This window comes from Bacillus pumilus (genome assembly GCF_024498355.1).
GTDB classification, from domain to species: domain Bacteria; phylum Bacillota; class Bacilli; order Bacillales; family Bacillaceae; genus Bacillus; species Bacillus pumilus_P.
In genome coordinates this window covers 1,663,588-1,676,952 of sequence record NZ_CP101833.1, presented here as the reverse complement: position 1 = coordinate 1,676,952, position 13,365 = coordinate 1,663,588, and the positions used below count along the sequence as shown (strand labels likewise).

The 13,365-nt window shown below is 41.4% G+C and carries 11 protein-coding genes; 2 read left to right on the top strand and 9 right to left on the bottom strand.

All coding sequences use genetic code 11. From position 1 onward, the window contains the following. Positions 1-7: 7 nt before the first annotated feature. Together NPA43_RS08330 and NPA43_RS08325 are read right to left on the bottom strand one after the other, a co-directional pair. Complete coding sequence (locus tag NPA43_RS08330) at positions 8-757, bottom strand: poly-gamma-glutamate hydrolase family protein (RefSeq protein ID WP_256499590.1); 750 nt, start codon at positions 755-757, stop codon at positions 8-10. A gap of 314 nt (positions 758-1,071) precedes the next feature. Continuing rightward, positions 1,072-1,545, bottom strand: coding sequence for a CarD family transcriptional regulator (locus tag NPA43_RS08325; protein WP_099725769.1), 474 nt, complete (start codon positions 1,543-1,545; stop codon positions 1,072-1,074). Between the two features lie 590 nt (positions 1,546-2,135). Between NPA43_RS08325 and NPA43_RS08320 the strand changes: the two genes are divergently transcribed. Beyond that, complete coding sequence (locus tag NPA43_RS08320) at positions 2,136-2,537, top strand: hypothetical protein (protein WP_230030188.1); 402 nt, start codon at positions 2,136-2,138, stop codon at positions 2,535-2,537. A 126-nt stretch (positions 2,538-2,663) separates the two neighbouring features. Beyond that, positions 2,664-3,200 carry a biofilm surface layer hydrophobin BslA gene (gene bslA / locus NPA43_RS08315; RefSeq protein ID WP_099725772.1) on the top strand — a complete coding sequence of 179 codons (537 nt, stop codon included), beginning with the start codon at positions 2,664-2,666 and terminating at the stop codon, positions 3,198-3,200. Positions 3,201-3,427: 227 nt separating this feature from the next. On the opposite strand, the gene mutL is transcribed toward bslA, so the two are convergent. The 7 genes from mutL to tdh all read right to left on the bottom strand — a co-directional run bounded on the left by mutL (position 3,428) and on the right by tdh (position 13,223). Further along, entirely contained in the window at positions 3,428-5,329 is a 1,902-nt protein-coding gene (gene mutL / locus NPA43_RS08310; RefSeq protein WP_256499589.1) for a DNA mismatch repair endonuclease MutL, read from the bottom strand. Positions 5,330-5,350: 21 nt separating this feature from the next. Next, complete coding sequence (gene mutS, locus NPA43_RS08305) at positions 5,351-7,927, bottom strand: DNA mismatch repair protein MutS (protein WP_256499588.1); 2,577 nt, start codon at positions 7,925-7,927, stop codon at positions 5,351-5,353. Positions 7,928-8,051: 124 nt separating this feature from the next. Further along, positions 8,052-8,597, bottom strand: coding sequence for an outer spore coat protein CotE (cotE, locus tag NPA43_RS08300; RefSeq protein WP_007499466.1), 546 nt, complete (start codon positions 8,595-8,597; stop codon positions 8,052-8,054). A gap of 259 nt (positions 8,598-8,856) precedes the next feature. Continuing rightward, positions 8,857-9,291 (bottom strand): regulatory iron-sulfur-containing complex subunit RicA, encoded by a 435-nt coding sequence (locus NPA43_RS08295; RefSeq protein WP_099725775.1) that lies wholly within the window; start codon positions 9,289-9,291, stop codon positions 8,857-8,859. A 1-nt stretch (position 9,292) separates the two neighbouring features. Continuing rightward, positions 9,293-10,819, bottom strand: a complete 1,527-nt coding sequence (gene miaB / locus NPA43_RS08290; RefSeq protein WP_099725776.1) for a tRNA (N6-isopentenyl adenosine(37)-C2)-methylthiotransferase MiaB — start codon at positions 10,817-10,819, stop codon at positions 9,293-9,295. A gap of 161 nt (positions 10,820-10,980) precedes the next feature. Further along, positions 10,981-12,159 carry a glycine C-acetyltransferase gene (locus tag NPA43_RS08285; protein WP_256499667.1) on the bottom strand — a complete coding sequence of 393 codons (1,179 nt, stop codon included), beginning with the start codon at positions 12,157-12,159 and terminating at the stop codon, positions 10,981-10,983. Further along, entirely contained in the window at positions 12,159-13,223 is a 1,065-nt protein-coding gene (gene tdh, locus NPA43_RS08280) for an L-threonine 3-dehydrogenase (protein ID WP_099725778.1), read from the bottom strand. Before tdh ends, NPA43_RS08285 begins: the two co-directional genes overlap by 1 nt. Positions 13,224-13,365 lie beyond the last annotated feature (142 nt).

Sequence of the window (13,365 nt, the reverse complement as noted above, 5' to 3'; positions counted from 1 at the left end):
GGTTTTTCTACGAAGATGGGTCAAATTCTCTTAATACTTCTTTTAAAGCACTGATATAACGTCTGAATGCTTTTTTCTTTCCTTTTCTCGTATCAAAATTATCGAAAAAGGCTTCTCTCTGCGCCGTACTAATTTCTAGCTGAACACTTTCACCACTTGCATTTCGATTATTAATATTTTTGGGATCTGTTCCTGAAAGCCGTTCCCCCTCTTGCACCATTTCTGCGGAAAAGCCACGATCTTTTAATTCTCGTACAACAGCTCTTTGCATTTCTGGATTTGTCCCGCCAACTAGCGTATGCCTTTTATCACTTTTATAGCCGTGGATGGAAATTGAAAAGGGATACGTTTTAATCATTTGAACCAAAATGGGTTCATCAAATTTTGTACTCGTGATATGCAAGTCTCGATTATTGTCTTTTTTTGTACCTTCAAACAAATACGTAGAGTACCTTTCTTGAAATGCTTCTACAATTTCACTTGTTCCTGGTTCAATTTCACCTCCATGAGGAGAAAATACGAGTAAATCACTACCACCCTTTTCGTGAAATTCTATCTCATAGCCGTCCCTTTCATGTCGTATGAGCTGTTTAAAACTTTCATATTGATCACCTTTTTTTCGCTCTTTCTTATACTTTTCTACTTCTTCTTGATGTTGTTTTTGCTCTTTTTTTTCTTGAACGGAATGGCTGCATTTCACCATTAAAAGAGCACACAGGATCAGAAAGATGAATCCACTTATAAGTAGCCTTTTCATTTCACCGCTCCTTTTCATTCTCTTAGATGCCTTCTTATCGCATTATTTTACTATCAATGACTAAGAGAATTCAAAGAATGTCCGGCTCTTTTTAACGAATCAGGAGAACTTACCTGTTTTTTTTATGTTGTCTAGGTATTTCAGACTTCTTTGAAACGCTCCGTTTGCAAGTAAAAACTAAATCCTATGACCTTATTTCAGTTTCAGTAAAAATATCCTACAAAAATGGAAATATGACTCTTTTTCCAAACAAAAAAGCTGTAAACAAAAGGTGTATACCCTTCTGTTTACAGCCAATTACTGTATATCCATCTTTAAACTCGTAATTCATTCTCTAAGGCTGTTAGCACTTCATCTTGTGATAACCCTTGTGCAAGTGAAATTTCACTCACTAACATGCCTCGTGCATCTTCAAGCATTTTCTTTTCACTTGAATTTAATGCTTTCTTCTGATTTCGTCTCATCAGATCTTTCACAACGTCTGCACCATCTTCGATCGTACCTGTTTTTAGCTTTTTCAGATTTTCATCATATCTTTGCTTCCAAGTAAGCGCGTCGTCGTTTGTTTCTTCTGCAAAATTGTTCATCACAACTTTCAACGTTGCTTGATCAACTACCGGACGTATACCTAGTTGATTGATTCTGCCTCTTGGGATCATCATCTGCATATTCGGCATTTGAATCAGAAAATATTCCTCCGTCTTACCTAAAATTTCTTTTTCTTCCATTCCTTCAATCACACCGGCTCCATGCATAGGATAAACAATTTTATCACCTATTTGAAACAAATCCGCCACCTCCGAAAGTATTCACAATATGATTATAACACATTTCAGCAGAGGATAAAAATTTATATTTTATCATGTTATTTTAGCACTAGTCAATTCTTTTCATTTGAGTTTTTAAAGAAAAAGCCTTTTTTACAAAAGAAGCACCACCATCCAGTCCTCGTGTATCTTCCGTGCATATACTAGCATTGAGTCACATTTAGGAGGGATGACAATGTGCAAATGCAAGTGCAAACATTCCCACTCAAACTGTTATAAGAAGCATGACGATCATCGCCATGTTGATCCATGTAAAGAAAAGAAGTTTTATCATAAAAAAGATGATTGGTTTGAGAGCGATTTTTGGGATACTTCTAGAAGCTACGATCCCTATTATTATCCTAAAAGTGTCTGCAGCAGCTGTAAGAAGCGTCGCAGAAGAAAGCATAGCACCTCATTTTAGTGTTTGACGCTTCACCTGCTTTTTGTTTTCCCGGCTGAAAAGCCGGTTTTTTTCTTGTGTGATGCACTTTTTCTTTCATATGGATAGGCTCATGAAACGGGTGACCCTCATAGGATATGGCAACCTGACAAAAAGGATGAGATACAAAATGAACAATATGAATAACCAGACCAATCATTACCACCAAGGAAATCCCTATCACACGTTTGAAAATGTGTATACAGCCAATCATGAGCATGTGATCGCACCAAACATGCAGGAGCATATGAATATGCCAAACCATTATCATACTGGTAAAAAAGATGCTTATAGCGGACACTACCCGCATCACCATTCACCATATTCTCCGTATACGAATCAGCATGATTCATTTTCACATGTTCCAATGAAAGATCACCAACATCTAGGCCACTATGGTGGTGGATATGGGATGCATCCATATCAGCAGCCATACGGGTATCAAGATATGCATATGATGCCACACCATCATATGGCAGGCCACGCTTACGGAATGAATCAACCTAATGCGTTCCTCCCCCGCTATTACTAAACAAATAGACAAAATAAGGGTACAATATACCATTTAATGACATATAGGAATATGGTAATCTTGTAGGTAAATAATGGATGTTATTATCTATTATTTACCTATAATCAACCAAGGGGGAAGGAAGAAATGAAAAAAACATGGACAATCTTAATGATGGGGATGCTTACACTGGTCATGGCACTATCGCTACCGCTTGCCGCATCCGCTGAAGGAGCCAAGACGGAGGAAGGCAAAGCTTCGACCAATGCAAGGCCAGCTGCACTTTATGCGAAAATTACAGGAGCAAGTAAGCAGGAATGGTCTTTTTCTGACATTGAGCTGACATACCGACCAAATTCAGTCTTAAGTATCGGTGCAATTGAGTTTACATTGCCTGCAGGCTTTCAAGCCACAACAAAAGACATCTTTAACGGAAAAGCATTAAAAGACAGCTACATTTTGAATAGCGGAAAAACAGTCCGCATTCCAGCTAGATTTGATTTATTTGGAAGTTCGCAATATACATTACAGCTTTCACATAAAATACTCCCTGCGGCAGGTACATATACATTCCGCGCAGAAAATCGTGCAATCAGCATTGGTTCCACATTTTATGCAGAAGATACGATTGATATTAACAAACGACCAGTTGTCGTCACACCGCCAAATCCTTGTGGATGCTAAATAAAAAAGCGCTCTAAGAGCGCCTTCAGATTTTTCACAAAGAGCTAAAATAAAGATTATTTTAGCTCTTTGTCTTCTTTTCAGCGTGATATGAAAACCCTTGAAGTCTAGTAAGGACGGGTACCAGAGCGAATTTGACATTCGTGAGCACTGGCACGCAGGAGTGACAACCGAATGCGAGGGTTTGTCTACACGCTGAGCGCTCTAAGAGCGCTTTTTCTCATTGGTCACATGACCCGTTTAAACATTTTCTCCATTTCATACGTGGAGTGATGAATGATGATCGGCCGGCCGTGCGGACATGTGAATGGGTCCTTCGTTTGCCGGAGTTCATCTAATAAGGCTTTGATTTCATCATGACGCAAATGGCGATTTGCTTTAATAGAACCTTTGCAGCTCATCATGATCGCCGCTTCTTCTCTCAGTTTCTTGATATCTACACGCTTCTCATCCAGCACTTGTTGAATAATCTCTTCGATTAGTTCAGCCTCTTCCCCTTTTGGAAACCACTGCGGATGCGACCGAACAATGTAGCTTCCTGAACCGAAAGGCTCTAAGAAGACACCCACTTTCGTTAGTATCTCTTTATGCTCTTCAATAATCAGCATATCGTTTTTCGAGTAGTGGAATGTTAATGGGACGAGCATTTCTTGCACTTCCTGTTCGATCTCTCCTACTTTCTCACGATAATACTCATACTTGATTCGCTCCTGAGCCGCATGCTGATCGATAATATAAAGCCCTCGTTCATTTTGAGCCAAAATATATGTGCCGTGCATTTGACCGATGGGATACATGACAGGGACGCGTTCATTTTCTGAAATGTTTTCGGCTTCATCTTCTTTCAGCACAGCCTCCTCATGTTCAAGAGAAGCCGCCGATTCCTCTACATGAACGCTCGCAGCTGGCTTTTTTTCATACGATACTTGTAATGACGCTTCCGTACTTTCCAGCTCAGGCAGCCCGTATGTTTCATTTTGATTGGTCTCATATACAACCGATTCGATCGGGACCGGCTGATAGGATATAGGTGTTTCCGTTCGGCCTGTATTTGCTTGTTTTGAATCGAAGATTAAGGATTGCTGCTCATTTTTCACAGCTGGCATTGGTGCTTTTTTTGGCACTGAAGCACTTGGAATGAGCTGCTGCTTTTGAAACACTTCCTTAATTCCTTGTTTGATCAGCTCATGAAGTTCCTGTTCTTTACTAAGTCTCACTTCAAGTTTTGACGGGTGCACGTTCACATCCACTAGAATGGGGTCCATCTTCATCTCAATAAATGTAATCGGATGGCGACCGATCGGAAGCAGCGTGTGATACCCTTCATGGATGGCTTTCACGAGCGGGAAATGCTTGACATATCTGCCGTTTACAACAGAAGACATATAATTCCGCGATGCTCTCGTCACTTCTGGTAAGGAAATATACCCTTTCACTTCAAAATCAAGTGATTGTACGTGAAGTGGCAGCATTTTTTTCGCCACAGCCGTTCCATAAATGGACGCAAGCACATGCCGTACATCTCCGTTTCCATTTGTCTGAAGCAAGACTTTCCCTTGATGACGCAAGCGAATCGATACTTCTGGATGAGCAAGTGCAATTCGGTTAACGACATCCGATATATTGCCAAGCTCTGTATGAACGGTTTTCATGTATTTTAATCGGGCTGGCGTATTATAAAATAAGTTGGTGACCACAATTTCGGTGCCGCGACGGCCAGAGGTTTTTTTCTCTGAAATGATCTTCCCGCCTTGGAGGGCTAAGTGCGTTCCAGCTCCTTCACCGGTACTTGTTTTCATTTCTAGGTGAGAGACGGACGCGATACTTGGCAGCGCCTCTCCCCTAAAGCCTAGTGTTCTGACACGGAACAAATCATTTTCATCTTTGATTTTACTCGTTGCATGGCGCTGGAAGGCGAGCCTACAATCTTCAGCATCGATTCCAACACCATTATCAATGATTCTAATAGAAGAAAGACCTGCTTCTTCTACATCGATTTCAATGACTGTACTACTTGCATCGATCGCATTTTCCACAAGCTCCTTTACGACAGAAGCCGGCCGTTCGACCACTTCACCAGCAGCAATTTTATTTGATAGGTCATCGGATAACTGAATAATCTTTGCCATTTCTGCTCACCTCACGTTACATTATAATTTCTTTTGCAATTCATAGAGCTTTGTCATGGCTTCCAGTGGTGTCATATCCATTACATTAAATGACTTTAATTCGTCGATCACCGCTTGATCTTTGTTTTTGAGGAGGGCTTTTGTTTGCGGTTTTTCTTCCACTTCAAAGAAAGAAAGCTGCTGCTTCTCCTCGGGCTTTTCTGTTTTTGGAGCTGGGTCCACGTGCGGAATCACTTCATGTGATCCGCTCTCAAGCTCCGTTAAGATCGTCTGGGCTCTATCAATGATGGCATCAGGCAATTCAGCAAGCTGCGCTACATGAATGCCATAGCTTTTGTCAGCTGCACCTTCTTTGATTTGATGTAAGAAAACGACCGTTCCTTCATGCTCTTCAGCTCGTACATGGACATTCTTCAGCTCACTTAATTGAGACTCAAGTACCGTAAGCTCATGGTAATGTGTGGAGAAGAGGGTTTTGGCACCAATATGATCATGAACAAATTCAATGATCGCCTGTGCAAGAGCCATTCCATCATAGGTGCTTGTCCCGCGTCCAATCTCATCAAATAAAATCAAACTGTTTTTCGTTGCATGCACCATCGCATTTTTTGCTTCGAGCATTTCTACCATAAAAGTACTTTGACCTGAAATCAAATCATCTGCCGCACCAATACGTGTAAAGATTTGATCAAAAATCGGAAGGGTCGCCTTTGATGCCGGCACAAAACAGCCAATTTGCGCAAGAATCGAGATGAGCGCCATTTGTCTCATATACGTGCTTTTCCCTGACATATTCGGTCCCGTAATAAGCAAGGTTTGTCTGCCTCTTCCCATATGGCAGTCATTCGGCACATACTCCTGGTGATCCATCACTTTTTCAACGACAGGGTGACGGCCATCAATGACATCCACCTCATCCTCTGAGAATTCCGGACGGACATAACGGCGTTTTTCACTGACAGTCGCAAAGCATTGCAGCGCATCCAGCTCACTCATTTGTTTTGCGAGCAGCTGTAATCTAGGAATATATGTTTTCACTTGTTCCCTAAGAGCTGAAAATAGTTCATATTCCAATTCGCTAATATTTGATTCTGCCTCAAGAATAAGGGCTTCTTTTTCTTTCAATTCAGGTGTGATATACCGCTCTGCATTGGCAAGGGTTTGTTTTCTTTCATAACGGCCCTCTTCCAGCAGATGTGTATTCGCCCGGGTCACTTCGATATAATAACCAAATACTTTATTAAAACCGACTTTTAAGGAACGAATGCCGGTATATTCTCTTTCTTGCTGTTCAAGCCGTGCAATCCAGTCCTTACCGTTTCGGCTGGCATCACGATATTCATCTAATTTTGCATTGTAGCCATCTTTAATCAAATTACCTTCTTTTAACGTCATCGGCGGATTCTCATAAAGAGCATCTTCTAATAAATCAAGCAAGTCACCACAAGGGTCAATATCATTCGCTCTTGATTTCGCCATTTCCTCTGGCAGTGAATGGACGAGCTCTTTAATGGCCGGTACTTGTTTTAAGGATTCCTTCAGCTGAATGAGATCGCGGGCATTCACATTTCCAAATGCCACGCGGCCTGCTAGACGCTCAAGATCATATACTTGCTTTAATCGTTCACGCAGATCCTCTCGTTCAAAGAAATGATCCATGAGAATTTGCACCATTTCCTGGCGTTCCTCAATTTGCGAAAGGCGAATGAGCGGCCGATCGATCCATTGCTTGAGCAGTCTTCCGCCCATCGCTGTTTTTGTTTCATCTAGCAGCCATAATAAAGAGCCCTTTTTGCTTTTTGAACGGATCGTTTCTGTTAATTCAAGATTTCGCTTTGAGTAAAGATCAATTTTCATCGTTTGTTCAAGCTCAAACACTTGAACTTGCTGAAGGTGATCAAGACTTCTTTTTTGCGTTCTTCTTAAGTAGGCATATAGCGTTAAAAATGCTGATCTCAGATTTTCGTCAAGGTGGGAAACGAGCGGTTCAGCTTCATCCATTAATTGGCCGCTATCTTCGTATGAAATCGTTGCATGACAGCGCTCTTTAAGGGTCTTCACTGTTTCCTCATCCAGCTGCTTTGAAACCACAATTTCCTTTGCACCGACAGAATAAATTTCAGACACAACCTCATCTAATCGATCGATGAAAGCAGCCATGTTTTCTCCTGTTGATAAATCGGAAAGCGCAAGGCCGTACCCATTTTGAAAGCTGGAAACAGACGCAATGAAGTTGTTCTCATTTTCACTCAGCCCTTTGCCATCCATGACCGTCCCTGGTGTAATCAGTTGAACAACTTCTCTTTTGACCACACCTTTTGCCGTTTTAGGATCTTCCACCTGTTCACAAATGGCGACTTTGTAGCCCTTTGAAATCAACTGTTCTATGTATGCAGAAGCAGAATGGTAAGGGACGCCGCACATTGGAATCGTCCCGCCGTCTCTGCTTGTTAACGTAATTTCTAGCTCTTGTGCCGCTTCTTTTGCGTCATCAAAAAACATCTCATAAAAATCGCCTAAGCGAAAAAATAAAAAGGCATCTTGATAATCTGCCTTGATCTTTAAATATTGCTGTATCATGGGCGTATAACTTGCCATATTTCTAATCCCTCACTATATCACTTTCGAATTCATACCATCTTACATTATAGCATAAAAAAGCACCTTTTTTCCCTAGATCGAGGCACAAAAAAACTAGGGAGATATGCGCCCTAGTCATCTATTACTCTTCTGGATCACCTGCTAGGAATTCTGGATGAATATCCTCTAACTCCTCATCCACTTCTTCTTCCCACTCGTGATCATCTTTTTCTTTCCAGCTTGAATTGACCTCTACGACAATTTTTGTTTCTCCTACCACTTCAGCAATGAATTCACGCTCTGCCTGAACGACAATTTTATTGCCATTAGGAGAAATGGTCACCTCTAAGCAGTTGGGCTGCTGCAACACTTTCGCAATCACTTCGTGTTCATCATCAAGGAAATTTTTATCTTTATATCTCAGTTTGATGATGTCTACATATTTCACACGTTCTGTGACCACTTCTGTTTTCGTGTTGTCAGCATATGAATACCACACGTTAATATCAAATGTTCCTTCAATCTCAACAGTTTTACCGACCTTTTCAGCATCATACTTATGATTAATGATCCAACCACCTAGGATGCTGGTTGGTTTTTGCGATGGAGAAATGGTGTGTGTGCTTTGGGTGAATTTCCTCCCTTTTGCAACCACCGCTTTTGTAATAATCTCTCTGTATTCAGACATTCCGGCATGCCTCCTTGTTCTTGATCGTTTTATCTTATGCTGGGCATTCGTCTAGTGTGTCACGATTTTGAGCTTCATGTTCAATTAAATTCATTTCTGTTTCAGTGTATGCATGGTCGCCCATAAACTTGCCTTGAAAATTGGAAAAGTTGGAGTGTGAGAGATTTAGGTTGATGAAGCCTTGAAGTAGAGCGGGGAATTCCATTCTTAAATTGTTTCAAAAAAAGGTAACAAAAAACCCCGCAGGTGCGGGGTTTTCTCATTTAATGGAGCAACTTGGTGATGAGTTTTTCACTTTTGAACCGGTTTCTCCTAATAATAGGTCTCCGCCGGTTGAAAGAATGATTTCATCCGTTACTTGATTAGAAATCGTGTGCGCTACAAGCTGAAGCAGGGAATTGACCTCAATTTGTGATTCTTTGAATTCTTGAATCACTGGGATTTCATCCAGTTCTTCTTGCAGGGCATCGATTTTTTCTTCGACTTGCTTTAAGGCTTCGTGTTTGCCGTAATGCTTTAAATTTACTGCTTGTTTTTGAAGCGCCTTAATTTGATTAATGATCGTCGAAATTTTTGTATTTTCATTGATTTGTGCTTCTGCTTTCTTGAAGAAATCAACTTCTTCTGTTTCAGAAATCATTTTAGCGAGCTCTCTTGCGCGCTCGACAATCTCTTTCTTTGAATAAAGCGTCATTTTAATTCACCTCGATAGCTTCTCCAACCATTTCTCCGTCAAGAGACCAAGTTTTCGCTTGTGTGATTTTCACTTTGACGATGTTGCCAATCGCTTCTTTTGGTGCTTTAAAATTCACAAGCTTGCTTTTACTTGTATATCCGGCTAGGATCTCAGGATTATTTTTACTTTCACCCTCTACTAATACTTCGACAGTCTGCCCTTCATATTCCTTCATTTTTTTCGCGGAAATTTCATTCACGAGTGCATTCAGGCGCTGAAGACGTTCTTTTTTCACACGCATTGGGACATTGTCTTTCATATTGGCTGCTGGTGTTCCTTCTCTTGGAGAGTAAATGAACGTATAAGCCGCATCAAACTCCACCTCACGATAGAGGGAAAGGGTTTCTTCAAACTGCTCATCTGTTTCATTTGGGAACCCAACGATAATGTCTGTTGTCAGGGAAGCATTTGGCATCGCTTCTTTGATTTTGCGCACAAGATCAAGGTAACGTTCACGGTCATATTTTCTCGCCATGAGTTTCAGCACAGAAGAACTTCCTGATTGAACTGGCAAGTGAATATGATCGAGCAGGTTGCCGCCCTTTGCAAGCACCTCAATTAAATGGTCATCAAAGTCACGCGGATGACTTGTTGTAAAACGGATACGCGGAATATCGATTTTACGCAGCTCATCCATGAGATGGCCAAGACCGTATTCCATGTCTTCAAAATCTTTTCCATACGCATTCACGTTTTGACCAAGAAGGGTAATTTCCTTATATCCTTCTGCCGCTAAACGTCTTACCTCTTGAATAATTTCATCTGGCCGGCGGCTTCTTTCCTTGCCGCGTGTGTAAGGTACGATACAGTATGTACAGAACTTATCACAGCCGTACATAATATTCACCCAGCCTTTGATTTTACCTTGGCGGGCTCTTGGAAGGTTTTCAATGACATCCCCTTCCTTCGACCAAACCTCGATGACCATTTCTTTTGAAAGGTAACATTCAGATAAAAGCTCCGGCAAGCGGTGAATGTTGTGCGTTCCAAAAATCAAGTCAACAAATGGGTGTTTTTTCAAAATACGGTTGACGACAGATTCTTCTTGTGACATACATCCACAGACACCTAAGATCAAATCTGGCTTTTCACGTTTTAATGCTTTTAAATGACCAAGCTCTCCAAACACTTTGTTTTCAGCATTCTCACGAATGGCGCAGGTGTTTAATAGGATGACATTCGCATCTTCAGTAGAGTTTGTTGGTTCATAGCCAAGCGCCATAAAAATACCAGCCATCACCTCTGTGTCATGCTCATTCATTTGACAGCCATAAGTGCGAATATAAAACTTGCGGCCGTTCCCTAACCCTTGAAACCGCTCGTCAATTTGAAATTGATTGTATTCGACTTCTTCTTTACCCCGTTTTTTTGCATCTTTTAAGGAAGGCGGAATGTAAACAGCTTCAAAATATTGGCTGTAGTCCTTCTCGGATTTTTTGTCCGATGAACTTACTTGTCCGCTTGCTTTTCTCTGCTTTTCATTCATGAATTTGTACTCCTTTCAAACCAAGCTCCACCCTACAGTATAGACTATTTTGTTATGAATTGAAAATAAATTCATACGAGGTTTTTCTATGAAAAATGCCTATTTAACAGGACAGTCATAACCATTCTCTTTATAAAAAGAAAAAGAGAGCCCACGCTCTCTCAATCAAGAATGTTCAGTTTTTTCGCTTCTTCTTCAATGATTGTCAGTGCACGGTCAAGTTCTTCTTTTGTGTGCTCTGCTGTGATGATGGCTCTAATTCTCGCTTTTCCTTTGGCCACAGTTGGGAAGGCTATGCCCTGAGCAAAGACACCTCGCTCTATTAATGCCTTTGAAAAACGGAAAGTAAGTGCCTCGTCTCCAATCATCATCGGAATAATCGGTGTCTCTGTTGGTGCAACCTGAAATCCCAGATTGATGACCTTTTCTTTAAAATAGGAAGCGTTTTCCCAAAGCGTATCAATTCGCTCTGGTTCGTCTAACAGTACTTCAATTGCTTCTTCACACGCTCTTGTCACAGCTGGTGGATGTGAGGTGCTGAATAAAAACGGTCTTGCTTTATGCTTTAAGTAGTCGATTAAAACCGCAGAACCAGCCACGTAGCCGCCTAGCACACCGACAGCCTTACTAAGTGTCCCAACCTGAATGTGCACTCTTCCGTCGAGTTTAAAATGGTTGACTGTCCCGCGTCCATTTTCGCCAAGTACTCCTGACGCATGCGCATCGTCAACCATTACAAATGCGTCATATGCTTCTGCAAGTCTCACAATCTCAGGAAGCGGTGCAATATCTCCATCCATCGAGAACACACCATCTGTTACGATAAGCCGGGCGCGGTAATTCATAGATTTTTTTAAAATTTTCTCAAGCTCTTCCATATTGGAATGGGCGTATACTTTTTTATCTGCCTTTGTTAATCGAATGCCATCGATGATCGAGGCATGATTGAGCTCATCTGAAATCACAATATCATCTTTTGTTAAGATACTTGATAAGACCCCTTGGTTGGTCGTAAAACCTGACTGAAACACAAGGGCTGCCTCTGTCTTCTTAAATGCAGCGATCTTTTTTTCAAGACGTTCATGCATCGTCATTGTACCGGCAATGGTTCGTACGGATCCTGTCCCAGCACCAAATTCATCAATCGCCTCTTTCGCTGCTTTCATCAGCCGTGGATGCGAGGTGAGGCCTAAGTAATTATTTGAGGAGAGTTGTATAACGGATTGGTCATTTAATGTGACCACGGATGATTGTTTTGAGTCAATCTCTTTGAGCGTTTGGTGGGTGCCTTGCTGCTTCATTGTTTCTAATTCATCTTGTAAATACGTGAATTCTTTCATCATTTCTTCCCCCTTTGATATGATGGCATCATAAGCACGACCTTTCCGCATGTACCATTTCTCATGAGTTCAAACCCCTTTTCGAAATCTTCAAATGGCAGCGTATGGGTGACAACCGGCTGTACATCAATTGTATTCGTTCTTAAAAGCTCAGATACTTGACGCCACGTTTCAAACATTTTTCTCCCCGTGATCCCTTGAACGGTTAATCCCCTAAAAACAATTTGATTCGTAATGTCAATTGTCACTGGCCTTTCTGGCAAACTCAGTATATTGACTTTCCCTCCATTTGCACAAGCTTCGAGTGCTTGATGAATCGCCACTGGGTGTCCTGACATCTCACACATCACGTCTGCCCCTTCCATTCGCGTGAGCTGCTTAATCATCGCAACAGGATCATCTTTTCCGATATCCACGATATGGTCTGCGCCCATTTTCCTTGCAAGCTCAAGCCTGTATTCATTTTTATCAACGGCAAACACTTGGACAGCCCCAGAGGCTTTTGCGACTGCGATGGCCATTAAACCAATGGGTCCGCAGCCAAAAATCGCCACTGCTTTACCTGAAACAGGTGTGTGCAAAACCGTATGAACTGCATTTCCAAGCGGCTCTTGAATGGATGCAAGCTCTACTGGCATTTGAGCTGGATTGTGCCACAGATTTTGTGCAGGTACTTTGACATATTCAGCAAAACAGCCATCAATGTCTACCCCTAAAATTTTCGTTTCACTGCACAAATGCTGCTGTCCTGTTAAACACATATAGCACTGATTACATACAATATGCGTCTCAGCCGATACAAAATCCCCTACTTTTGCACGTGAGACTTGTTTACCCACTTTGACAACTTCCCCTGTAAATTCGTGTCCGAAAATGTAAGGTGCTTTGACCCTTCCCTTTGCCCAATCATCCCAATTATAAATATGCACATCTGTTCCGCATATCGATGTGGCTTTCACCTGGATCAATACTTCATGATCATTGATTTCTGGAATCGGCATGTCTATCAACACCGCTCCGTAAGCGCTTTCTTTTTTAACAATCGCTTTCATCGTTCCACACATGACGTACAACCCCTTTGTTAAAAAACTTCTCCCAATCAGATTTTAACACGTCTTATTTTAGTCGTAAATACCACTGTCTACTCAGTAGAGACAAATGAACACTCCACATAATTTTTTAGATATTTTTCTAAAAAAAAGCAAA